At 67.1% G+C, this 21142-nt stretch carries 19 protein-coding genes and 1 riboswitch; of the genes, 13 read left to right on the forward strand and 6 right to left on the reverse strand.

The window, feature by feature from the left end:
- The coding region (locus tag HNO81_RS07125) for a lytic transglycosylase domain-containing protein (protein WP_175317437.1) at positions 1 to 935 on the reverse strand (935 nt) is incomplete at its 3' end.
- A gap of 224 nt (positions 936 to 1159) precedes the next feature.
- Positions 1160 to 1357, forward strand: a riboswitch (cyclic di-AMP (ydaO/yuaA leader).
- A 3-nt stretch (positions 1358 to 1360) separates the two neighbouring features.
- Here HNO81_RS07125 and HNO81_RS07130 point away from each other — a divergent pair.
- Positions 1361 to 2200, forward strand: a complete 840-nt coding sequence (locus HNO81_RS07130) for a LysM peptidoglycan-binding domain-containing protein (protein WP_175317438.1) — start codon at positions 1361 to 1363, stop codon at positions 2198 to 2200.
- 106 nt (positions 2201 to 2306) lie between these two features.
- Here the strand turns inward: HNO81_RS07130 and HNO81_RS07135 are convergent, their stop codons facing one another.
- The 3 genes from HNO81_RS07135 to HNO81_RS07145 all read right to left on the reverse strand — a co-directional run bounded on the left by HNO81_RS07135 (position 2307) and on the right by HNO81_RS07145 (position 4859).
- Positions 2307 to 3776: a YdiU family protein gene (locus tag HNO81_RS07135; protein ID WP_175317439.1), complete on the reverse strand. Its 1470-nt coding sequence runs from the start codon at positions 3774 to 3776 to the stop codon at positions 2307 to 2309.
- A 66-nt stretch (positions 3777 to 3842) separates the two neighbouring features.
- The gene (locus tag HNO81_RS07140; protein WP_175317440.1) at positions 3843 to 4379 is read right to left on the reverse strand and encodes a DUF664 domain-containing protein; all 537 of its coding nucleotides are present in this window, start codon (positions 4377 to 4379) and stop codon (positions 3843 to 3845) included.
- Between the two features lie 45 nt (positions 4380 to 4424).
- Entirely contained in the window at positions 4425 to 4859 is a 435-nt protein-coding gene (locus HNO81_RS07145) for a hypothetical protein (protein ID WP_254703354.1), read from the reverse strand.
- A 729-nt stretch (positions 4860 to 5588) separates the two neighbouring features.
- Here HNO81_RS07145 and HNO81_RS07150 point away from each other — a divergent pair.
- The 8 genes from HNO81_RS07150 to HNO81_RS07185 all read left to right on the forward strand — a co-directional run bounded on the left by HNO81_RS07150 (position 5589) and on the right by HNO81_RS07185 (position 13789).
- Positions 5589 to 6047: a GNAT family N-acetyltransferase gene (locus HNO81_RS07150; protein WP_175317441.1), complete on the forward strand. Its 459-nt coding sequence runs from the start codon at positions 5589 to 5591 to the stop codon at positions 6045 to 6047.
- 175 nt (positions 6048 to 6222) lie between these two features.
- The gene (locus tag HNO81_RS07155; protein WP_175317442.1) at positions 6223 to 7089 is read left to right on the forward strand and encodes a universal stress protein; all 867 of its coding nucleotides are present in this window, start codon (positions 6223 to 6225) and stop codon (positions 7087 to 7089) included.
- Between the two features lie 57 nt (positions 7090 to 7146).
- Positions 7147 to 8652, forward strand: a complete 1506-nt coding sequence (locus HNO81_RS07160; RefSeq protein ID WP_175317443.1) for a DUF4389 domain-containing protein — start codon at positions 7147 to 7149, stop codon at positions 8650 to 8652.
- A gap of 74 nt (positions 8653 to 8726) precedes the next feature.
- On the forward strand, positions 8727 to 9194 hold the full coding sequence (locus HNO81_RS07165; protein WP_175317444.1) for a universal stress protein: 468 nt from the start codon (positions 8727 to 8729) through the stop codon (positions 9192 to 9194).
- 39 nt (positions 9195 to 9233) lie between these two features.
- Entirely contained in the window at positions 9234 to 10211 is a 978-nt protein-coding gene (locus HNO81_RS07170; RefSeq protein ID WP_175317445.1) for a polysaccharide deacetylase family protein, read from the forward strand.
- Positions 10212 to 10228: 17 nt separating this feature from the next.
- Positions 10229 to 13030: an HAD-IC family P-type ATPase gene (locus HNO81_RS07175; RefSeq protein WP_175317446.1), complete on the forward strand. Its 2802-nt coding sequence runs from the start codon at positions 10229 to 10231 to the stop codon at positions 13028 to 13030.
- A gap of 143 nt (positions 13031 to 13173) precedes the next feature.
- Positions 13174 to 13431 (forward strand): SHOCT domain-containing protein, encoded by a 258-nt coding sequence (locus HNO81_RS07180; RefSeq protein WP_371818186.1) that lies wholly within the window; start codon positions 13174 to 13176, stop codon positions 13429 to 13431.
- On the forward strand, positions 13376 to 13789 hold the full coding sequence (locus HNO81_RS07185) for a DUF3040 domain-containing protein (RefSeq protein WP_254703355.1): 414 nt from the start codon (positions 13376 to 13378) through the stop codon (positions 13787 to 13789). Before HNO81_RS07180 ends, HNO81_RS07185 begins: the two co-directional genes overlap by 56 nt.
- Positions 13790 to 13854: 65 nt before the next feature.
- On the opposite strand, the gene HNO81_RS07190 is transcribed toward HNO81_RS07185, so the two are convergent.
- Entirely contained in the window at positions 13855 to 14349 is a 495-nt protein-coding gene (locus HNO81_RS07190; protein ID WP_371818187.1) for a universal stress protein, read from the reverse strand.
- 245 nt (positions 14350 to 14594) lie between these two features.
- Here HNO81_RS07190 and HNO81_RS07195 point away from each other — a divergent pair, with 245 nt between their 5' ends.
- Positions 14595 to 15269: a response regulator transcription factor gene (locus tag HNO81_RS07195; RefSeq protein WP_175317447.1), complete on the forward strand. Its 675-nt coding sequence runs from the start codon at positions 14595 to 14597 to the stop codon at positions 15267 to 15269.
- 27 nt (positions 15270 to 15296) lie between these two features.
- On the opposite strand, the gene HNO81_RS07200 is transcribed toward HNO81_RS07195, so the two are convergent.
- On the reverse strand, positions 15297 to 16979 hold the full coding sequence (locus HNO81_RS07200; RefSeq protein WP_175317448.1) for a GAF domain-containing sensor histidine kinase: 1683 nt from the start codon (positions 16977 to 16979) through the stop codon (positions 15297 to 15299).
- 245 nt (positions 16980 to 17224) lie between these two features.
- Here HNO81_RS07200 and HNO81_RS07205 point away from each other — a divergent pair, with 245 nt between their 5' ends.
- From HNO81_RS07205 to HNO81_RS07215, 3 genes are read left to right on the forward strand one after another with little or no spacing between them, the layout of a single operon-like run.
- A complete protein-coding gene (locus HNO81_RS07205; protein WP_175317449.1) occupies positions 17225 to 17683 on the forward strand; it encodes a pyridoxamine 5'-phosphate oxidase family protein in 459 nt (152 codons plus the stop codon).
- Positions 17684 to 17732: 49 nt separating this feature from the next.
- Positions 17733 to 18596: a universal stress protein gene (locus HNO81_RS07210; protein WP_175317450.1), complete on the forward strand. Its 864-nt coding sequence runs from the start codon at positions 17733 to 17735 to the stop codon at positions 18594 to 18596.
- Positions 18597 to 18620: 24 nt separating this feature from the next.
- Complete coding sequence (locus tag HNO81_RS07215) at positions 18621 to 21140, forward strand: HAD-IC family P-type ATPase (RefSeq protein ID WP_175317451.1); 2520 nt, start codon at positions 18621 to 18623, stop codon at positions 21138 to 21140.
- Positions 21141 to 21142: the final 2 nt, after the last annotated feature.

Consider the following 21142-nt stretch of genomic DNA (forward strand, 5'->3'; position numbering starts at 1 on the left):
GGTCTGGGCGGGACGGGATTGGGCTGGACGGGATTGGCAGGGGCGGGGCCTACCGGGCGCGCGGGCGCCGCGTTGGGTTGCTGCGCAGCGGCTGCGGCCGCCGTGGCAGCCGCGTCCGCTTCCCGCCGGGCCTGCTCTTCGGCGGCGGCGCGCTTGGCCGCCTGGGCCGCCACGTAGGCAGCCTGCGCCGCCTGGCCCTGGCGGTACTCCCCCTCAAGGGCCGCCGTCGTACCTTTCAGTGTGGCCAACTGCGCTGTCAGCTCGGTGCCCTTCCGCTGCTCCTCTGCCACCTGCCGGGCCAGTCCATCCCGGGCAGAACTGGCGGCTTCGAGTCTTGCCCCGGCTTCCCCGGACAGCCGCTCCCGCTCGCTCCTGGCAAGCTTTTCCTGTTCGGCGAAGGCGGTGGCTGCCTTCTCCGCGGCCGCAGCATTGGTGACCAACGTGGCAGTCTTGTCGCCCGCGAGCTTGACCAGGTTGAGCCCCTGGACACTGTTGGATTCCAGCGCGTCCAGCGCGACGAAGAATCCGGTATTGGTCCCGCCGGTTTTGTAGGACTGAACGGCCAGTGCGCCAAGGTCTTTCCGGTAACGGGTTAGCTCAGCATTGGCGTGGGCGGCCCTGACGGAGAGCGTGTCCACCCGGGCGGCGGATGCTTGAAGCGCAGCGTCTGCGGCGGCGTACCCGGCAGCTGAACGCACGGCCGCATCGCCGGCTGCTTCCGACTCCGCCTCGAGGCTGCTGAGGAGCCCGGTAATGGTGGCGATTTCGGCCGCTTTTGCGGATTCGGAATCCTCCGCCGCCTGCACCTCAGCCCAGGAAGGATACCCGCCCGGCGGCTCGTCGGCGGCCGCCGGCAGCACAAACGTGGCGGCCAGGGCAAGGGCCAGGACGCTCCCGGATAACGGAAGCCTGGCCATGGTCACAATCAGGGGCATAGTCCCGAAGCCTACTGCTGTACACCGGCGCAGGGCAGGGGGCCGTTTCACTATTGTTACGCGGTGACCGGACAGGTGTCTCAACAGGGCGCCAGCCCGCCGCACCACAGGGCCGCAGGGCGGGCGGGGAATACGAGAGGGCAGCATCGCATGTTATCCAAATGTGACAATACTGCGGTTGTTGGGTTAGGGTCTTCAGGTGTCCCTCCCAGACGGGACATTCCCGTCAGCATGCCGAGCCCTGCCGCTGATCATGGGATCCAACCGCTCCAGTTGGCAGGGACGGGGGAACCAAGTTTCCACGGCCACATGTGGCCTAGGGGTTAAGTCGAAAGAGACTTCGCTGCGGCGAAGCTACTTCCGGCCGGGTATCTCCAGCCCGAACCCGACAGCTCACCCCGCAGGCATGGGAGAGGCGATCAACCGTGTCAAAAAATTCCATTACAGCCCGTCACCGCGCGACTCCGGCACGCTCCATTGTGCTTGAAGGCATCGCCGTAACAGCCAAGTCACAGGCCCGCACGCTGGGCCGCCCGGCGCTCGCCGTTGCCGCAGCGTCCGGTATTGCATTCGGCGTCGGAGCCCCGGCCCACGCAGGCGTGACCGCTCCGGACAACACCGCGCAGGCCACCGTCCAGGCTGCTTCCGCCCCAGCGGCTCCCGCTGCTCCGGCTGCAGCAGGAAACGTCCACACCGTTGCTTCCGGCGACACCCTTGGCGCCATCGCCGCAGCCTACGGCGTCAGCCTTGGCGATCTCCTGTCCGCCAACGGCCTGGGACTGTACTCCATCATCTACCCGGGTGACCAGATCCAGATCCCCGGCGCCGGCTACACCGCAGCCCCGGCTCCGGCCCCCGCAGCAGCACCGGTTCAGGCAGCAGCCGCCACCGCACCTGCCAACACCGGCATGAACATGTCGTACGCCTCGGCCACCCCCGTGGCATCCACCACCGGCACGGGCACCGGCGCCGCAATCCTCGCCTCGGCCTATGGCCAGCTCGGCGTCCAGCAGGACTGCACCGCCATGGTGGAGAAGGCACTGCGTTCGGTCGGCAAGTCTGTGGGCGACCTCGCTCCCACCCAGTTCTTCCAGTACGGCACCGTGGTTGGGGCCCCCGCTCCCGGCGACCTGATCATCACCGCCGGCCACGTGGGCGTTTACGCCGGCAACGGCCAGGTTGTCAGCGGCGGCGTCAACGGGTTCGACACCCAGGTCCACTCCATCAGCTGGCTCGGCGGCTACTCCGCCGTACGCGTAGCCTAGTCTTCGCAGTGTCCGGTGCCCTTGGCGGCGCCGGACAGACCAGGAGGGTGGCAGCCGGGAAGACCGGCCGCCACCCTCCTGGCGTTTAACCACGGCCGGGCAGCGCTTAGGTTCCGCAGAAAGTGGTGTAGCTGCCGAAGTCCTCCGGCGGGCCCTGCAGGTAGCGTTCAAGGCCTGGCCGCTCGGTGAAGGGGTCAGTGACGGCCACCAGCAGCCGCCGTACCGGGGCGAGGTCACCTGAAGTGGCAGCGGCCAGCGCCTCTTCCACCAGGTGGTTCCGCGGGATATAGGCCGGGTTTACGGTGTCCATCAGCTCCGCGTCAGGCTGCAGCGCCTGCCACCGTTCCAGCCAGGCGTCAGAGCCGGCCAGGTCACGGACCATCCCGCGCACCGGCCGCAGGTCCCCACGGGCTGCCTTACCGAGGCTGCGGAAGAAGAGGGTGTAGTCCACTGACCCCTCTTTGAGGATGGCGATGGCGTCGTCCACCAGGGCTGAGGCGGCGTCGCCGTCGTCTTCCTGGTTGCCTCTCAGGCCCAGCTTTGCCGCCATGCCACGGGTCCATGCACTGCTGTACTGACCCCGGAAACCGCCCAGAACCTCCACCGCTGAGGCCACTGCCTTGTCCTGGTCCGCGTCAATCAGCGGCAGCAGGGCCTCGGCAAGCCGGGCCAGGTTCCATTCGGCAACGACAGGCTGGTTGGAGTAGGCGTAGCGTCCACTGACGTCGATGGAGCTGTAGACGGCAGCCGGATTGAAGGTGTCCATGAACGCACATGGACCGTAGTCGATGGTTTCCCCGGAGATGGTCATGTTGTCCGTATTCATGACGCCATGGACAAATCCCACCAGCATCCAGCTGGCCACCAGCTCCGCCTGTGCGGAGACGACGGAACCGAACAGGGCGAGATAGGGGTTGGCGGCGGCTGTGGCGCTGGGACAGTGCCTGTTGATGGCGTGGTCAGCAAGCCGTTTGAGGAGGTCCATGTTCTCGGTTGCCCGGGCGTACTGGAAGCCGCCGATGCGGAGATGGCTGCCGGCAACCCGAGCCAGGACCGCGCCGGGAAGCATGCCGTCGCGCCGGACCTGACGCCCGGTGGCGACAACGGCAAGCGAGCGGGTCGTCGGAATGCGCAGTGCGTGCATGGCCTCACTGACGATGTATTCACGCAGCATGGGCCCGACGACGGCCCGCCCGTCCCCGGCGCGGGCGAAAGGCGTCCGTCCCGAGCCTTTGAGATGAATGTCGACCAGCCGGCCACCTCGGTCGGTGACCTCGCCCAGCAGGAGCGCCCGCCCGTCGCCGAGCAGGGGCGAGTACCCGCCGAACTGGTGGCCGGCGTAGGCCTGCGCCACGGGCGTGGCCCCGGCGGGCACATGGTTCCCCACCAGGAGCAGTACACCCTCCGGGCTGCGCAAGTATTGCGGGTCCAGGCGCAGATCGGTCGCCAGCCTGTCATTGAGGACCAGAAGCTCAGGGTTCGGTGCGTCCTCTGCCTGCCAGGGGACGGCGAGTTCCGCCAGTTCGCGGGCGAAATGGCCTTCAAAAGTGACCGTGGATTCAGCTGCTGCCGTCATGGTTCAACCCTATCGCCGCCACCGGGCCGCATCCCCGCCACCGGTTATTGCAGTTGCGCCACCGGATCAGGTTCCCGCCGCCGTACCGTCGCGCTCTGCCGCTCCGGCGTGGAGCCCTTTGGCGTAGGCAGCCTGGCCAACGTGCTGGAGGCAATCACCCAGGATGCTGACCAGCCGCACCCCCAAGGTCACTGGCGGATTCCAGTGCCTGTCAACCACGCGGTCCAGGGCGGGATCATCAATATCCGCCAGGACGTTGGCGGTCTGGCGGTGGACGGCGTCGTAATACTCCTGCAGCAGTTCCCGGGGCGCCCTGACCGCTTCGACTTGTTCACTGGAGTGGCCGTACCCTGTGTCCCGGTCCCCCAGCGGAAGGCCAAAGCGCGTCACAAACCCTTCCGCCAGCCACACCTGCTCCAGGCCGGCAGCGGAGGCTATCTGCGCATCTTCCACCCGGGCCGTATGCCAGATCAGCCAGGCGATGGAATTGCCAGTGCCGCCCGGTCGACGCTGCAGCTGTGCCGTATCCAGCCCCTTGAGGGATTCCGCAACAAGGGCAGGAAGCCGGTCAAAGGCGTCCATCAGCAACTCTTTGGAATGCATGGATCTCTTCCGTCCAGGGTTGGGTTCGCCGGATTTCCGGGGTTGCTAGTGCTCCAGATCCTCTGGTTCGAACTCGCTAAGCGGCGAGCCACCAAAGTTTTCCTCGTCATCGCTGGCATCCGCCTCAAGGCCGGAGGGGACTTCCCCGAAATCGACATCCGCTGCAGCTTCGCCCAACGTTGGGGCGTCCGGCGGCACCTGCTCGTCGCCGGAAAGATACCGTGCCCCTGCGCTCTCGTCCCTCAGCAGCTGCTCACTCAGCGGCTCATCCCCATTGGCCGGAAGGGCCTCTTCCTGCAGCAACGGGTCCTCCTGCCAGCGGTCCGGGTTGTTTTCCGCTGCACCGGGGTAGCTGTCCGGTTCCCCGCCGACCGGGTCGAGTTCCAGGGACGATGCCGCCCCCGGAGTTTCGTCAAGGAGTATGTCGTCCTGATCCACGACTTCCAGCTCATCCTCGGGGACGTTCTGTTCCGACATCATGGCGCCTTTCTGTGTGGCCGTTGGGAAATCAATAGTAAGCCTACTGAGCAATAGTAGGGATGGGAACCACTTCTGATGCGCCGGCGCCGTTGCTACCTGACAGAAGCGGCAGGTACCCCGTCCCCGGGTTCATGGTCAACGAGCGGACCCGACGTCCTGCCGACGCGGCTACCCTGCCCGGTCGTAGCCGCCATCACCTGCACCCCAAACTCGAAGCCTGAATAGCGGGTCCGCCTAAACATTCCGGCCTTGGGTTCAGCGTGCGCGCCGGGTCCGACCGCTGATACAAAGACATCGCCGCCCTCGTCACCACTAGCGGTAAAGGTCACCCTTCGGTGGAATATCTCCGAGTCGAATCGGGCGCGCAGCTCAACGATAATTTCGCCGCCAACTTCCACATCCGGATGCAGAACACGTAAATCACCCAATGTGATTTCGCCGGCGGGCTTCAACGATCCGTCCGGTTGCCGGACCAGTACGGTCGCACTGCCCTCCCGAATCCTGCCATCCTTTGCCCACGAAACGTCATCACGCGGATAACACCCCATGGTCACCTGGTCCGTTTTCAGAACACCAACTCCCTGATTCAATTAATTACCGGGCAGAATGTCCCGATAATATCCGGGCCTCATGTTCAGACCCGTTCGCATCGGCAGCTGTGGGTATCCGCGGTCAGAATTTCCTTTCACTGCTGTTCTGTGGGCAGAACGGGAGCAGTAGGCTCCGGGCATGCGCATACGCGAGGCGACCGTGGATGACCTTCGGCAGGTCGACGCGATCTGCGACGCCAGCGGCCGGGAACGCTGGACGCCGAAGATGGTGGTCCCGGCACGCGATCGGACCGTGCTGGCAGCGATCGTGGACGATGGGATAGCCGGCATAGCCAAGACACACTTCCACGGCGAACCGGAAGGCGGTGCCCCGGGAGGCCACTATCTTGGGGGTGTCATCGTCTCCCCGGATCACCGCCGCCGGGGCATCGGTTTTGCTCTTACCCGCGCGCGGCTGGAGTGGATCTGGGACCGGTCTTCCACTGCCTACTACTTTGCGAATGAACACAATACGGCGTCCATCAGATTGCACGAACGACTGGGATTTCAGCCCCTCGGCAGATTCCCGACAATCCGCGGAGTAACGGCCGACGACGGGCGCTCGGATTTGGTGCTATTTCGGGCTTTCCGGGCTTGAACAACCGGCCTGCTGATTTAGTGGGGAAACAGCACAACCATTGTCGCCATTCCCGTGCGCGCGGGCCCATGGCCTGAACAGCGCTTCCGTGACTTTTGGCCCTAGAGGGGCGCCCAGGCCCGGGCCAGTCTTGAAACGCAGGAATCCCAGTTCACCACCGGCAGGAAGTGCGGCAATGACATCCCAGAAACCCATAGCTGTGGGCACCAATGACTCCGCCCAAAGCCAGGCAGCGGTCCTGTGGGCAGCCCACCGCGCCCACCGCGCAGGCCTGCCGCTGGTGGTCCTCCATGTCGTGGACGATCGCTGGGTTGCAGAGCCCTATCCGTGGTTCGGGACCCTTCAGCAGGCGGGCGAGGAGCTCCTCAAGACCGCTGCGGGCCGGCTTGAAGGGGCCGTTCCCATCACCCCCGCCACGGAACTGCTCACCGGAAGCGTCGGCGGCTCCCTGGCCAAGTACTCCAAGAGAACCTCCATGATGGTCATCGGCTCCGGCAGCGGTCACCTCGGTGGCACCCTCGCCGACCGCGCCCTCCAGGTTGCCACCGCCGCCAAAGTCCCTGTCGCCGTCGTCGGAACACAGGACCTCGAAGGCAGGTCGGGAGTGGTGGTGGGCGTTGACGGCTCACCCGAGGCTACCCAGGCCGTTGCTTTCGCAGCCGCCGAAGCTGACCGCGACGGGGACGAACTCACCGTTGTCTATGCCGTCAGCGTGCCGGACCCCATCATCGACGTCGGCCTGACGCCGGGGAGGATTTCGGAGCTGGTGGTGGATGAGGAGCGGGTTGTCCTTTCCGAGACCGTGGCCGGCCTCAAGGAAGACTATCCGGACCTCACGGTGCACCAGCAGCTGGTGACGGACAAGGGCGCCGTGGATGCCCTCGTCGAGGCCGCCGCAGGAGCCCGTCTCTTGGTGGTGGGGAGCCGGGGCCGGGGCGCCTTCAAACGCCTCCTGCTCGGTTCCACCGCCCACGGCGTCCTGAAGCACCTGCCCTGCCCCACCATCATCACCCGGACCCAGGCGGCTGCGGCCGGCATCTAGGCCGACGGCCCGCGAAGCCTGCACCGCCCCGCCCGCCGCAAGCGGAAGGTTCACTCCATGAAGAAGCCCGCAGCCGTCATCATGCTGATCCTCGGGATCCTGATCACCCTCCCCGGGTTGGCCGCGTTGGCGGGCGGGGCGCTGGCGTCGGCCGTGGGGACCATCCAGGGCGACGGATACCTGACGTCGGGCACGTCGCGTTTCTCCGTCAGTTCTTTTGCCCTGACCTCGCCACGGGCGGACGCCATTGGCGAGGACGTTCCCGGCAGGCTGCCCTTCGACGTCGGCACGCTAAGGCTGCGCGTTGAATCAGTGGCACCGGAAAAACCCGTGTTCATTGGCATCGGCCCGCAGTCCGACGTCGAACAGTACCTGGCAGGCGAGCACCACTCCGAGCTACTCAATATCCGCCAGCGGCCGTTCCGGGCCGAGTACCGCGACGTACCCGGCGGAACTCCGGCGTCGCCGCCGGCCGGACAACGCATCTGGACCGCCTCCGCGTCCGGCACGGGGCAGCAGGAACTTACCTGGAACATCGCTCCGGGCGCGTGGGAGGTGGTGGTAATGAACGCCGACGCCTCCGCCGGCGTTGATGTCCAGGCACAGGCCGGGTTCCGTTCGGACCTGATCCGGCCGGCAGCCACGGGCATGCTGGTGGGCGGCATCATCGCCCTGCTGCTGGGTGTTCCCCTCATTATCTTCGGGGCTGCGGGCCTGGGCCGGCACGCCGTGCCTGCGCCCGCTGGCCCTACCGGCGGCCCGGGCACGCCCGGCATTCCCTCCGGCGGACCCGTGGCGGCCAGCCCGGGGCAACCTTCCACGACGGGTGTCCGGACGCCCCCCGGCTACCCGGCACGACTTACCGGCGCACTCGATCCTGCAATTTCACGCTGGATGTGGCTGGTCAAGTGGTTCCTGGCCATTCCGCACATCATCGTGCTCTTCTTCCTCTGGTTCGCGTTCGCCATCACCACCATTGTGGCCGGGTTCGCCATCCTCTTTACCGGCCGCTATCCACGTGCACTGTTCGAGTTCAACGTCGGCGTCCTGCGCTGGAACTGGCGGGTGGCTTTCTACGCATACGCCGCGGTGGGCACGGACGTGTATCCGCCTTTTACCCTCAAGCGCACCGACTATCCTGCCGATTTCGACGTCGCCTATCCGCAGCGCCTCTCGCGCGGACTGGTCCTGGTGAAATGGTGGCTTCTGTCCATCCCGCACCTCCTGCTGGTGGCCGTCTTCACAGGGACAAGGGAAACGGTCTGGCGCCAGGAGGGAGAGGTCAATGTCCTCGGTGCAACCTACGAGCGGGTGTCCGGGCCGTCCCTGCTGGGGCTTCTGGTCCTGATTGCTGCCGTGATCCTGCTGTTCACCGGGCAGTACCAGCGACCGTTGTTTGATTTCATCCTCGGCATCAACCGCTGGGTCTACCGCGTCCTGGCGTACACCGCACTGATGCGGGACGAATACCCGCCGTTCCGGCTTGACCAGGGCCCCTCCGAGCCGGACTGGCCCGAAGGCGCCGGTCCCGTGGGCGAGGCACCAGTGGCCGGCGCCCCGTGACCTTCGGCACTGGCCCGGGGCCGGGTACCCGGGCATGATGGGCGTGACAACACGGGTCCGACGAGGGAGCAGACATGAGCATTGCCGGGGCACCAATAGCCAGGATCGTGGTAGGCGTCGACGGGTCGGAGGCATCCGTGGAGGCGCTCCGGCAGGCCCAGCGCATGGCTGTTCCGCTGGGGGCCAAGGTCGAGGCCATCGCCTGCTGGGAATACCCGCAAATGTACAGCGGCTACGCGATGATGGGCGTGGAAGGCTTCGAGGAGGGCGCCCGGAAGGTCCTGGACGATGCAGTGGCCCAGGCTTTCGGCGCCGAACCACCGGCCAACGTCAGCTCAACCCTCGTCCGCAACCATCCCCGCGAAGCGCTGATCGATGCCAGCCGGGATGCCGACATGATCGTGGTGGGCCGCCGGGGGCACGGCGGTTTCGGCGGGCTGCTCCTGGGCTCGGTCAGCTCCGCCATCGTGGCCCACGCCCATTGTCCCGTCCTGGTGGTCCACACCCCGGAAACAGAGACCGGCAGTTCACGGGCGTCCTGACCCCGGCACCGGCGTCCAGGACGCATTCCAAGGCAGGTGATGGTGGTGCCGGCCATTGAGGCACGACGGCGGGCGCCCGCCATAGCGCTCGCCGCCGCCCTGGCGGTCCTCGCCATCATCCTTGCCCTGCTCCTGCCGGCACCCACGGCCGGGCCGCCGTCGGCTTCCCCGTCCCCGGCGGTCCCAACACCGCTCCCGGGATCAACCAGTCCGGCGGCCACTGGCAGTGCCCCACCGGCGCAGGAACCACAGGAAACCGGCACCCCCGAAGCAGGCCAGGCTCCGGTGGAGCCACCCGTGAGCGTGCCACCGGTTCCCGAACCGGAGCCGCCCGAAGGCCCGGCCCCGCCTTCGGAACAGGCCCCGCCGCCGCCGTTTCCGGAGTCCCTCCGGGGCCAGGACCTGACCGCAATTCCCGGCGCCGGCCACGTGGTGGCCCTGACTTTCGATGCGGGAGCCAACGCGGCGGGACTGGCAAAAATCCTGTCCGCCCTTGCCGCCCGCGGCGTGGCCGGGACGTTCTTCCTCACCGGGAACTGGGCGGCGAACAACCCGCAGGCCGTGGCAGGGATCGTGGCCGCCGGGCACCGCGTGGCGAACCATTCGATGACCCATCCGGGTTTTACCGGCCTGGATGAGGGCTCGATCGCACAGCAGGTGCGCGGTGCAGAACAGGCCATCCTGGCCGCCGGGGCCGACCCGCGGCCGCTGTTCCGCTTCCCTTACGGTGAGCGGGATGCCCGCACGATTGCAGCGGTCAACAGCCTGGGCTACGTGGCGGTGCGGTGGACCGTGGACACCCTCGGCTGGAAGGGAACCAGCGGGGGCGCCAGCGTCCAGACGGTGGCCGACCGCGTCCTGGCAGGCCTGCAGCCAGGCGAAATCGTCCTGATGCACATCGGATCCAACCCCGACGACGGGACCACGCTGGACGCCGACGCCCTCCCGCAGGTCATCGACCGCATCACGGCTGCGGGGTATGGCTTCACCACCCTCGATGCCCTGCCGGGACACTGATCAGGGCGGCCGCACCCATGGCGAAGAGCAGGTCCACCCGGAACAGCCGCGTGACGGCCCGGCAGCCGGACCCGTCCGGCAGCGGCACCGGATACGCCGGCGATCCTGCCCACCACGGGCTCCCTGTGCACGAGGTGGTGCTGCTGCTTGAGACGGACGCCGCACGGGGTCTGGAAGAGCCGGAGGTGGCACGCCGGCGCGCGCAGTTCGGGGCCAACGAGTTGCCCCGGCCGCCTCGGGGCGGCATCGGCCGCAAGCTGGGACGGCAGTTTAACAATCCCCTGGTCTATGTCCTGCTGGCAGCCGCCGCAGTCACCGCCTTCCTGGGCGAATTCCTTGACTCTGCCGTCATTGCCGCGGTGGTCCTGGTCAACACACTGATCGGATTCATCCAGGAGGTCCGGGCGGAGGCGGCCCTTGATGCCCTCCATGCACTGGTCCGCACGCATGCGGCGGTGCTGCGGGGCGGCGAACGGAAGCATGTGCCCTCCGAGGACCTGGTCCCCGGCGACCTCGTCCTGCTGGAAGCCGGTGACAAGGTGCCGGCCGACCTTCGCCTGGTCCGCCTCTCAGCTCTTCGGGTGGACGAGTCCGCGCTGACCGGAGAGTCAGGGCCCGTCGCCAAGGACGAAGTAGTGCTCCCCAGGGTCACGCCCGTAGCGGACCGGCGAAACATGCTGTACAGCGGCACCCTGGTGACCACAGGCACCGGCGCCGGAATCGTCGTGGCCACCGGCGGCGAAACCGAACTCGGCGAGATCCACCGGCTCATGGGTGCTGTCCGGCCCGCGGCCACACCACTGACCCTGAAGCTGGCACGGTTCAGCACCACCCTTACCGTCGCCATCCTGGCCCTCGCCGCCGTAGCATTCCTTGCCGGCGTGGCACACGGCGAAAAGCCGGCGCAGATGTTCACAGCCGCCGTCGCCCTGGCCGTGGGCGCCATCCCCGAGGGACTGCCGGCCGCGGTGACCGTCACGCTTGCCATCGGCGTCCGGCGTATGGCCAGGCGCCGGGCCGTGGTGCGGCGGCTGCCCGTGGTGGAAACACTGGGCAGCACCACCGTGATCTGCTCGGACAAGACGGGCACCTTCACCCAGAACCAGATGACGGTCCGTGCCATCTGGACCCCCTCCGGCCTGTACGACGTGTCCGGGACCGGCTACGGCCCCGAGGGACACATCACCCCGGCCGCGGGACAACACCCGGGTGCGGGACATCTGCCCGCCGACACACCGCGTCCCAGGGACGCGGCACTGGACTGGTCCCTGTTGGGCGGAGCAGCCTGCAATGACGCCAGCATCCGCAGGGAGGGATCCGGCTGGCAGGTGCACGGCGATCCCACGGAGGCCGCGATGCTCGTGGCGGCAGGAAAAGGCGGCGTCAAGGTCCAGGACTACCTGGCTGCCAACCGTCGGCAGGCGGAACTGCCCTTCACGTCCGGGCGGCAGTTCATGGCCACGCTGCACGCATCCGGGCTCCCGGAAAACGGCGGCACAGTGTTCGTGAAGGGTGCCGTGGAAAGTGTCCTGGAACTCTGCGCCTACGAAATGGACGGAGCAGGCGCCGGCAGGCCGGTGCGCAGGCAGGCTGCACTCGCCGGAGCCCACGCGCTGGCGGACAGCGGGCTCCGGGTCCTCGCCACTGCCATGATGAAGCTTCCTGCCGGTTCCCGTTCCCTCTCCGCCACGGAACTGCGGGGCAGGATGACCCTGACCGGCCTGCACGCCATGCACGACCCCCCGCGTGCGGCAGCGGCAGCGTCGGTGAAGGCCTGCCAGCGCGCCGGCGTGGACGTCAAAATGATCACCGGCGATCACGTGCGCACGGCCGTGACCGTGGCGGCGGCCGTGGGCCTGGCCGCTGACAGCGCCGCCGGGACCGCCCTGACCGGCGCAGAGCTCGATGCGATCCCGGCGGAACAGTTCCCTGAGGCCGTGGACCGCGCCACGGTCTTCGCCCGGGTCTCCCCCGAACAGAAGCTGCGCCTGATCGGTGCCCTGCAGTCCCGCGGCCATGTGGCCGCCATGACCGGGGACGGCGTCAACGACGCACCTGCCCTTCGCCAGGCGAACGTCGGTATCTCCATGGGTCGCAGCGGAACCGAAGTAGCCAAGGAGGCCTCGGACATCGTGCTGACTGACGACGACTTTGCCACCATCGAGGCAGCCGTTGAAGAAGGCCGCAATGTTTTCGACAACCTGACCAAATTCATTGTCTGGACCTTGCCCACCAACATGGCCGAGGGACTGGTCATCCTTGTCGCCGTCCTGCTGGGGGCGACGCTGCCCATCCTTCCCACCCAGATTCTCTGGATTAACATGACCACCGCCGTCGCCCTCGGCCTGATGCTCGCCTTCGAGCCGAAGGAACCGGGGCTGATGTCGCGTCCGCCAAGGCCGCCGGGCCGTCCGCTGCTGACCTGGGCGCTCACCGTGCGGATCCTGCTCGTCTCAACCCTCCTGGTGGCGGGCACGTGGTGGCTCTTTGAACACGAGGTGGCTTCCGGGGCATCGGTTGCCCAGGCCCGCACCTCGGCTGTGAACCTCTTCGTGGCCGTGGAGGTCTTCTACCTGTTCAGCTGCCGGTCCCTGGCCAGGCCGGCCTGGCGGCTGCGTCCCTTCGGCAACAAATGGCTCCTCCTTGGCGTGCTGGTGCAGGCTGCCGCCCAGCTGGCCCTGACCTACACGCCGTTGATGAACCAGTTGTTCCGCACCGCCCCCATCGACGGAGACGCGTGGCTGCGGATCATCGGCCTGGCTGTACTCGCCTCCCTGGCCGTCGCTGTGGACAAGAGGCTGCGCCCCCGCGGCTTCTAGCCGCCGTGGGCAGGCCGGAAAATGGCCGCCGGTGCGCTCTGGACAGGACCAATGGCTCTCCCGCACGGGTCCGGCACAGCCCAATACTGGAAGGGAAAGCAGACGGCTGGCGTCGGCCTTTCAGTGGACCGGAGGTCGCGGAAGTGTACGGCTGGAACGACGGCATGGGCCTGTGGGGCTATGTCCTGATGAGCATCAGCATGGTGGTGGTCTGGGGAGCAATCATCACCGGAATTGTCCTGCTGGCCCGTTCCCTGCGGGCTCCCTCGCCGTATGGCACCCATCCCCAACCACCGCGGGTGGCAGAAGACGTCCTGGCTGAGCGGTTCGCCCGCGGGGAGATCGATGCTTCTGAATACCGTGACCGGCTGGCTGTCCTGCGCGGCCACCCGGGCACCTGAGACCGTGGCACCCGCAGGCAACGGACACGGGGATGCAGCCATGCCGCTCTCTGAATTCGAGAAACGCGAACTCGACCTGATCGGCCACAGCCTGGAAGCGGAAGATCCCCGGCTGGCGGCCCTGCTCAACAAGGACGCCTTTGAGCTTTCACTGCGCAGGCGGTTCCGGCGGGGCCTCATCCTCGTCGCAGCCGGCGCGTGCATCCTGATTCTGGGGCTGATGATCCGGGTTCCAGTGCTGGGCATCGCCGGATTTGCCGTCATGAACGGGGCCGCTTACTGGGCCATCAAAGACTTCCGCTGGTCCCTGCGGCCAACCAACCGGAACGTCACCCAAGTGGAAGGCAACAGCGAGTGAACGACGACGGCGCCCCGGCTCCCGGAGCCAAGGCGCCGGGCGTCGGGGCATCAGGGCATCAGGCGTCACGGCAGCTCGGAATTCCGGGGCGAGGTGTCTCCTGTTCCTGCCTCCGGAGCGTGCACCACCAGGACGGGACAATGTGCGTGGCTCACGCACGCTGAACTGACGGACCCTGGCACAAAGTTCCCGTGCCCCCTCCTGCCGACAATCAGCAGTGACGCATTGCGGCTCGCATCGATCAGCGCCGGGCCCGGCCTGCCGCGCACCAGGCGCGGGTGCACAAAGGCCGGCACGTCCTCGAAAACATCCGCCAACGCCTGCTCCAGCACCTGGTGGGCAGCATACTTGAAGCCTTCGATCCCCACCGCCAGGTACACGCCGTAGCCTGCCGGAACGTCCCAGCAGGCCCAGGCCTCCACCGGCGCGGACAGTGGCTCGGCCAGGGCCCTGGCCACCCGCAGCGCCGCGATGGATGACTCGGAGCCGTCCACCCCCACAATGATCCTGGACCTCGGGCCGTTGGCAGGCGCCGCTGCCCCGTTCCCTGCTGCTGCCACGTTTCCTCCTGTTGACGTCCACCCCAGCGTGGACCAGAACCGCTGCCTGGTAAAGGGTCAAAGGTCATCATGGGCTCCCGCATGCCATCAAGCCATGCCCAGCACCGGCCGCGACATGCGGGGCCCGCGGACTTTGGTCCCTTCCGGCACAGTGCCGGGCAGGTAACAATGGGACCAGGCCCTTCCCGGGGGCCGCCCCGCGCAGGCGGGACTGGGCGTAAAGATTTTGGGAGTGTTCGGTGCAGATGCATGAAACTGGGGCTGATGAAGCAGCGGGATCGCCCGGCCAGGTCCGCGTGTTCATCCTCGATGACCACGAACTCGTCCGGCAGGGGCTGAAGGACCTGCTGGAAGGCGAAGGTTTCCTCGTCGTCGGCGAAAGCGGATCCGCGGCCGAGGCCACCCGGCGCATCCCCGCCCTGCACCCTGACATCGCCATCCTGGACGGCAGGCTCCCCGACGGCACGGGGATTGAAGTCTGCAGGGACGTGCGCTCGCTTGATCCGCGCCTGCGCTGCCTGATCCTCACCAGCTACGACGATGAACAGGCCCTCCGTGGGGCAGTCCTTGCCGGTGCGTCCGGATACATCCTGAAGCAGATCAGGAGTGATGACCTCCTGGCCGGTATCCGCAGGGCTGCCGCAGGGGAATCCCTGTTTGACCCGGGAGTGGAGCAGCAAATCATTGCCGGCCTGTCCACGGCCCCCACCGATCCACGACTGGATGGCCTGAGCGCGCAGGAGAAAAAGGTACTGGCCCTGATCGGCCAGGGACTGACCAACCGCCAGATCGGTGATGACCTGTTCCTGGCCGAAAAAACCGTCAAGAACTACGTGTCGTCCATCCTGGCCAAGCTGGGCTTCGAACGCAGGACGCAGGCCGCCGTCTACGTCACCAAAAGCTCCACGGACTCAGCCTGATCCAGCCCGGCAACGTCCTGCGACGGGTTACGCCAGCGGGACGCGCCACTTAATGCTGGTTCCGGCGCCGGGGACGCTGTCTATGACGCAGCTGCCTCCCAGTTGCCCGGCGCGGTGGCGCATATTTGCCAGGCCGCTGACGTGGACGGGCCCGGCAAACCCCTGGCCGTTGTCGCTGATGAGGAGCTGCACCTGGTCCGGGCCAACGGTCACGGACACCTGGATGTCATCCCCGCCGGAGTGCCTCAAGGCATTGCTGAGTCCTTCCGATGCCACCGACAAGAGGTGGACAGCCACATCTTCCCCGATCGAATCCACCGGGCCGTCCAGTGACACCTTGGGGGTGACAGGGTAGCTGCGGGAACTCTCCCGGACCACGCGCAGGAGGCGGCCCGTCAGCGGCTCGCGTTCCTCGTCAGCGGTCCGCAGCGAGTAGATGGTGTCCCGGAGCTTGCGGATGGTGTCGTCGAGTTCGGTGGTTACGGCGGCAATCCGCTCGTGCGCCACCGGGTCCATCGTGTAGCGGCGCAGGCTTTGAATGCTCAACCCTGCAGCAAACAGGCGCTGGATGACCAGATCGTGGAGGTCCTGGGCAATCCGTTCACGGTCGGTAAAGAGGAGGTTCTGTTCACGCAGGGCGTTAACCCGCGCCAGGTCCAGTGCCAGCCCTATCCGGCTCCCGAAGATGGCGCCGGATTCCGCCTCGGCCTGCGTGAACGCGGGGGCTCCCTGCGGGCGGGCCAGCAGGAGGACGCCGTTGGCGCCGGAACTGTGCCCCAGCGAACACACCAAAACTGAGCCCAGCTTCTCTGCCATGCCGTCGTCAAAGACCTGCTGCGGGTCACGCGCCACGAACGATCCGCCGTTCTGGATCACGGCGGCAACCGCCCCCGATGCCATCAGTTCGTGTCCGGTCGGCAGTCCCTGCACCCCAAGGCAAGCCCTGCACCGCAGCACGCCATCGCCCGCCGGTACGGCGATCACGGCAAGCGCCGAATCGGACACTTTGAAGGCGGTATCGGCGACGAGGTCCAGGATGGCCGCGTCCCCGGGTTGGGACGTCATGATCAGCCGGCCGCTCAGTTCCATGCCCGCCTCCAGCCACTTCTGCCGGCTGTTGCTGCTTTCAAAAAGGCGGGCATTCTGGATGGCTACGCCTGCCGCGGCCGCCAGGGCAACGGCGAGTCCTTCATCCTCCCCGGTAAAGTCCTGCCCACCCTGCTTCTCGGTGAGGTAGAGGTTCCCGAAGACTTCATCCCGGACCCGGACGGGCACGCCAAGGAAGGTCTTCATGGGCGGGTGGTTGGGAGGAAACCCGGAAGTGATGGGATGCCGGCCAAGGTCATGGAGGCGCAATGGCACTGGTTCACGGATGAGCAGGCCCAGGACACCGTTGCCGGTGGGCAGCTCACCAATGGATCGGATGGCTTGTTCATCGATGCCAACGGTGATGAAGTGGCTCAGCCGCTGGTCCTCGCCGATGACACCCAGGGCCCCGTATTTGGCACCCACCAGGGCGCACGCGGAACGGACAAGGCGGTCCAGGACTGCTTCCAGGCTCAGGTCCTCAGCGATGGCCACCACCGCAGCCAACAGGCCGTTGATGCGCTCCTGGTTATCGGGCAGGTCGTCTCCCCCGACGGTGAAGTCCCGCAGCAGGTCCTCCACCCCGTGCTCGACCGGAGAACTCCAAGGGTGCTCAGTGCCCACGTACCACCTCCTGCGGCAAGAACCTGCGGCGCTGCAGATCCCTGGCGCGGTCTAAGAGTCCGAAGCGGAAGTGCCGGCCCCCGCCCCCAATACCGCCTTCACATGAGCATGAAGACGCCCTTCCCTCCCATGGTAGGAGAGCGCGGCGGGAAATGCCCTCAGTAACCTTGGCATCTGCCGCGGGAAGGCCCTGCCCGGGACCTTCTTCCCTATCGGCAGCCGCATGGCGGCCCTAGGCTACGGCCATGAACAGCGCTGAGACAGAGCCGGAAATCAAGGAACTCGGAGTCCACGATTGCTGGCGATACCTCCGGTCAACGTCCCTCTGCAGGATTGCCTTCACTGACGGCGGCGCGGTGGAGAACTATCCGGTGAACTTCGTCCCCACCAACGGCACGTTGCTCATCCGCACCGGTGAAGGAACAAAGCTCGCATCCCTGGCCGACCGAAAACCAGTGGCCGTCGAGGCGGACGGGATGAACCAGTACGGCACCATCGCCTGGAGCGTCATCCTGAAGGGGCACGCCCTGGTGGTCTCCGACGAGGAAGAAACCAGGGATGCCATGGAAGCGGGCCTGTCCCCGTGGCAGCCGGGTCAAAAGAACATCCTGATCCGGATCACGCCGGAGGACATCAGCGGCCGGAAGTTTGTCATCGCCGCCCCCACCCACTGGTGGCCGCCCAGGGAGCCCACCGCAGACTAGCCTGCACGCCCGGACCTACACCCCACCAGAACCCCAAAGGATGGACCCCATGGCACCTGCCAAGCCAATCGCCGTCGGCATCTCAGACACCTCGGCGTCCAACGCCGCCCTGTTGTGGGCAGCAGCCCGGGCCAGCCGGCTCAAGTGCCCGCTCGCCGTCGTGAACGTTGTGGATGACCGATGGATGGCCGCGGAAGTCCTCCCGTACCTCGAGGTCCTGCGGGAATCCGGCATGGGCCTGCTGAAGGAAGCGGGCGAGAAGGCCACCGCCGCCGAACCCGGCCTGCAGATTTCACTCCAGCTCCTGGAGGGTGGGGTGGGTGCCGCCCTGGGCGACTACTCGAAGAATGCCTCCATGCTGGTGCTGGGAACCAGCGGGCAGAACCGTGGCGCCCTGACGGACCGCGCGCTCCAGGCGGCAGCAACCGCCGAATGCCCTGTGGCTGTGATCGGTGACGGCCAGGCGGACGGCCGCGGCATCCTGGTGGGCGTGGACGGCTCCCGCGAGGCAACCCAGGCAGTGGCATTCGCGGCAGCCGAAGCAGACGCACTCGGTGAGGAACTGACCGTCCTCTACGCGTTCACCGGCCCCAACCGCTGGATTGCGGCCGGGCTCCCGCAAAGCAGCTTCGCCACCCATGTGGTTGAGGAAGAGCAGATTGTGCTGGCCGAAACCGAGGCGGGCCTGCGGCAGGACTACCCGGACCTTGTGGTGCACACCGTGATGGAAACCGTGCTGGAGCCAGCCGACGCCCTGCTTCGCGCTGCTGAGGGCGCCCGTTTGCTGGTCCTGGGCAGCCGCGGAAAGGGCGGCTTCGGACGGTTCTTCCTGGGCTCCACGGCGCACGCAGTGATGGCCCAGCCGCCCTGCCCCACCGTGATCACCCGCATGCACAAACAGCACAACGACTGACCGGGCCACCCGCCTGGCCACACCATGTCCATAGCTGGGGAAAGCGGGCCGCCGGTCCGGGGGGTGGACGGCCACCATGCCCGCGGGGGCCTCACCTCTGCCCAGGTACAAGAGCTGACCGCAGCCGGCCGCATCAACAGTGTTCCAACAGCCACCAGCAGGAGCGTCGGTGACATCGTCAAAGCCAACGTGCTCACCCTCTTCAACGGCGTGGTGGGCGGATGCTTCATCCTGCTCCTGGTCCTTGGCCAGTGGCGGGACGCGCTCTTCGGCCTGTCAGCGATCAGCAATTCACTGATCGGCATCATCCAGGAATACCGGGCCAAACGCTCGCTGGACCAACTGGCCATTCTGCAGACAGCCAGGAACACCGTGGTCAGGGACGGCGTCCGCGAAAGCATCTCCTCGGAAGAACTGGTTCCCGGCGACCTCGTTGTCCTCTATGCCGGAGACCAGGTCACGGCGGACCTGCTGCTTTGCCACGGGGATCAGCTTGACGTGGACGAATCCCTGCTGACCGGTGAATCCGAGCCGGTCCCCAAAACAGGTGGCGAGGTCCTGCTGTCCGGCTCACTGATCCTTGCGGGCAGGGGCATGGCAACGGTGATGCGGGTGGGTCCGGAAACCTCCGCCTACCGGCTGGCCGCCGACGCACGCCGGTTTTCCCTGGTCACATCCGAGATCCGCCGCGGCCTGGAACGGGTGTTCATGGTCATCACCTGGCTGCTCCTTCCCACCGCACTGCTCCTCACCAACGCGCAAATGCAGGACCAGGGTGGGTGGGCAGGGGCTTTGGGATCTGAGCGGTGGATACCGGCGGCCGTTGGGGCGATTGCGGGCATCATGGCCATGATTCCTTTAGGCCTGCTGCTGATGACCAGCGTTGCGTTCGCAGTGGGCGGGCTGCGGCTGGCCCGGAGGAAGGTATTGATCCAGGAACTTGCCGCCGTGGAGGTCCTGGCCAGGGTGGATGTCCTCTGCCTCGATAAGACGGGCACGTTGTCCTCCGGCTCCATGGTGTTCGATGCCCTGCACGACGCCGGGACGGCGCGGCCTACCGGCTGGCGGTCTGCGCTGGAATGGTTCGGCGCCACCCCGGACGCCAGCAGCACCGCCGCTGCCATCGGGGCTGCTTTTCCCGGGCAGGATCCGCTCCGGGAGCAGGATTCGGTTCCGTTTTCGTCGGCCCGCAAATGGAGTTCGGCCACGTTCGCGCCCGGATCGGCCGCTGCGGGCACCTGGGTCCTGGGCGCTCCCGACGCGGTGCTCGGCTCGCCTGGAAGCGCCTGGGCCCACGGCAAAGCAGTTGCCCTTGCCGGCAGCGGCCTCCGGACCCTGGCGCTGGCCCACTTCCCGGACCCCCTGCCGCCGGGCGCCGCAGACAATGGCCTGCCGCAGGGGCTGGTGCCGGTCCTGCTGCTGACGTTCCGCGAGAGCATCCGCCCGGACGCTGCCGCGACCCTCGACTACTTCCGCCGCCAGGGGGTCGCCGTCAAGATCATTTCCGGCGACGACCCCCGCACGGTGGCGGCACTGGCGGGCGCTGTGGGTTTTGGCTCCGGCAGTGCCTGCGACGCCCGCACGCTGCCGCTGGACCCTGTCCAGCTGGAGGAGACCGTGGAGGCCTGTGACCTCTTCGGGAGTGTGACGCCATCCCAGAAGCGGGACCTCATCCAGGCCCTGAAGCGGCGTGGGCACACGGTGGCGATGACCGGCGACGGGGTCAACGACGTCCTGGCACTGAAGGAGGCTGACCTCGGCATTGCCATGGATTCCGCCTCCCCGGCCACCAAGGCAGTGGCGCGGATGGTGCTCCTGGACGGCCGGTTCGAACGGCTGCCGGCGGTGGTGGATGAGGGGCGCCGGGCCATCAGCAACATCGAGCGCGTCTCCCTGGTCTTCCTGAGCAAGACCGTCTACGCAACGGTGATTTCCGTGGTGACCGGCATTATATTGCTGGCTTTTCCGTTCCTGCCCCGGCAACTGTCCGCGCTGGACGGGCTGACCATCGGCCTGCCCTCCTTCTTCCTGGCACTGCAGCCCGGCGGCCAGCGCTACCAGCCGGGTTTCCTCCGGCGCTCGCTTGCCTTTGCCGTCCCGGCCGGGATCTGCACCGCCCTGTGCGTGCTGGGGGTCAGCGGCTTTGCCCAGTCCTGGGGCGGCCAAAGCCAGGAGGCTGCGCAGTCCGGGGCGACAGTGACCCTGGGCCTGGTGGCCGCCTGGATCCTGGTCATGGCGTCCCGGCCGCTCAGTGCCACCAAGGTCCTGATTCTTGCCGGGATGTACGCCGGCCTGGTGCTGCTGTTCACCGTGCCCTTGACGCAGGAGTTCTTTCGCGTGGAGTTGCCGCCAACGGACCTGCTGGTGCCGGCCGTCGCGGTGGCGGCGGCAGGGTGCCTGGCCATTGAATTCATTGGCCGTACCACTCTCCGCCGGGCAGCGTCCGGCGGCAGAAAGCGGCTGGGACCTTTGACTCTGGAACCGGCATCAGGGGAAGGGGAAGGTAGAAATGCCGGGCACCGCGATGGTCCGGCATCCATATGAGC

It is taken from the genome of Pseudarthrobacter sp. C4D7 (assembly GCF_013359725.1).
Lineage (GTDB): Bacteria > Actinomycetota > Actinomycetes > Actinomycetales > Micrococcaceae > Arthrobacter.

Bases quoted from the DNA above. Each gene is read 5' to 3' on its own strand.
- HNO81_RS07185 (WP_254703355.1), top strand. From the start codon at position 13,376: ATGCTTCTGAATACCGTGACCGGCTGGCTGTCCTGCGCGGCCACCCGG.
- HNO81_RS07215 (WP_175317451.1), top strand. From the start codon at position 18,621: ATGTCCATAGCTGGGGAAAGCGGGCCGCCGGTCCGGGGGGTGGACGGC.
- HNO81_RS07205 (WP_175317449.1), top strand. From the start codon at position 17,225: ATGAACAGCGCTGAGACAGAGCCGGAAATCAAGGAACTCGGAGTCCAC.
- HNO81_RS07155 (WP_175317442.1), top strand. From the start codon at position 6,223: ATGACATCCCAGAAACCCATAGCTGTGGGCACCAATGACTCCGCCCAA.
- HNO81_RS07175 (WP_175317446.1), top strand. From the start codon at position 10,229: ATGGCGAAGAGCAGGTCCACCCGGAACAGCCGCGTGACGGCCCGGCAG.
- HNO81_RS07210 (WP_175317450.1), top strand. From the start codon at position 17,733: ATGGCACCTGCCAAGCCAATCGCCGTCGGCATCTCAGACACCTCGGCG.
- HNO81_RS07140 (WP_175317440.1), bottom strand. From the start codon at position 4,379: ATGCATTCCAAAGAGTTGCTGATGGACGCCTTTGACCGGCTTCCTGCC.
- HNO81_RS07150 (WP_175317441.1), top strand. From the start codon at position 5,589: ATGCGCATACGCGAGGCGACCGTGGATGACCTTCGGCAGGTCGACGCG.
- HNO81_RS07135 (WP_175317439.1), bottom strand. From the start codon at position 3,776: ATGACGGCAGCAGCTGAATCCACGGTCACTTTTGAAGGCCATTTCGCC.
- HNO81_RS07195 (WP_175317447.1), top strand. From the start codon at position 14,595: ATGCATGAAACTGGGGCTGATGAAGCAGCGGGATCGCCCGGCCAGGTC.
- HNO81_RS07160 (WP_175317443.1), top strand. From the start codon at position 7,147: ATGAAGAAGCCCGCAGCCGTCATCATGCTGATCCTCGGGATCCTGATC.
- HNO81_RS07165 (WP_175317444.1), top strand. From the start codon at position 8,727: ATGAGCATTGCCGGGGCACCAATAGCCAGGATCGTGGTAGGCGTCGAC.
- HNO81_RS07170 (WP_175317445.1), top strand. From the start codon at position 9,234: ATGGTGGTGCCGGCCATTGAGGCACGACGGCGGGCGCCCGCCATAGCG.
- HNO81_RS07145 (WP_254703354.1), bottom strand. From the start codon at position 4,859: ATGATGTCGGAACAGAACGTCCCCGAGGATGAGCTGGAAGTCGTGGAT.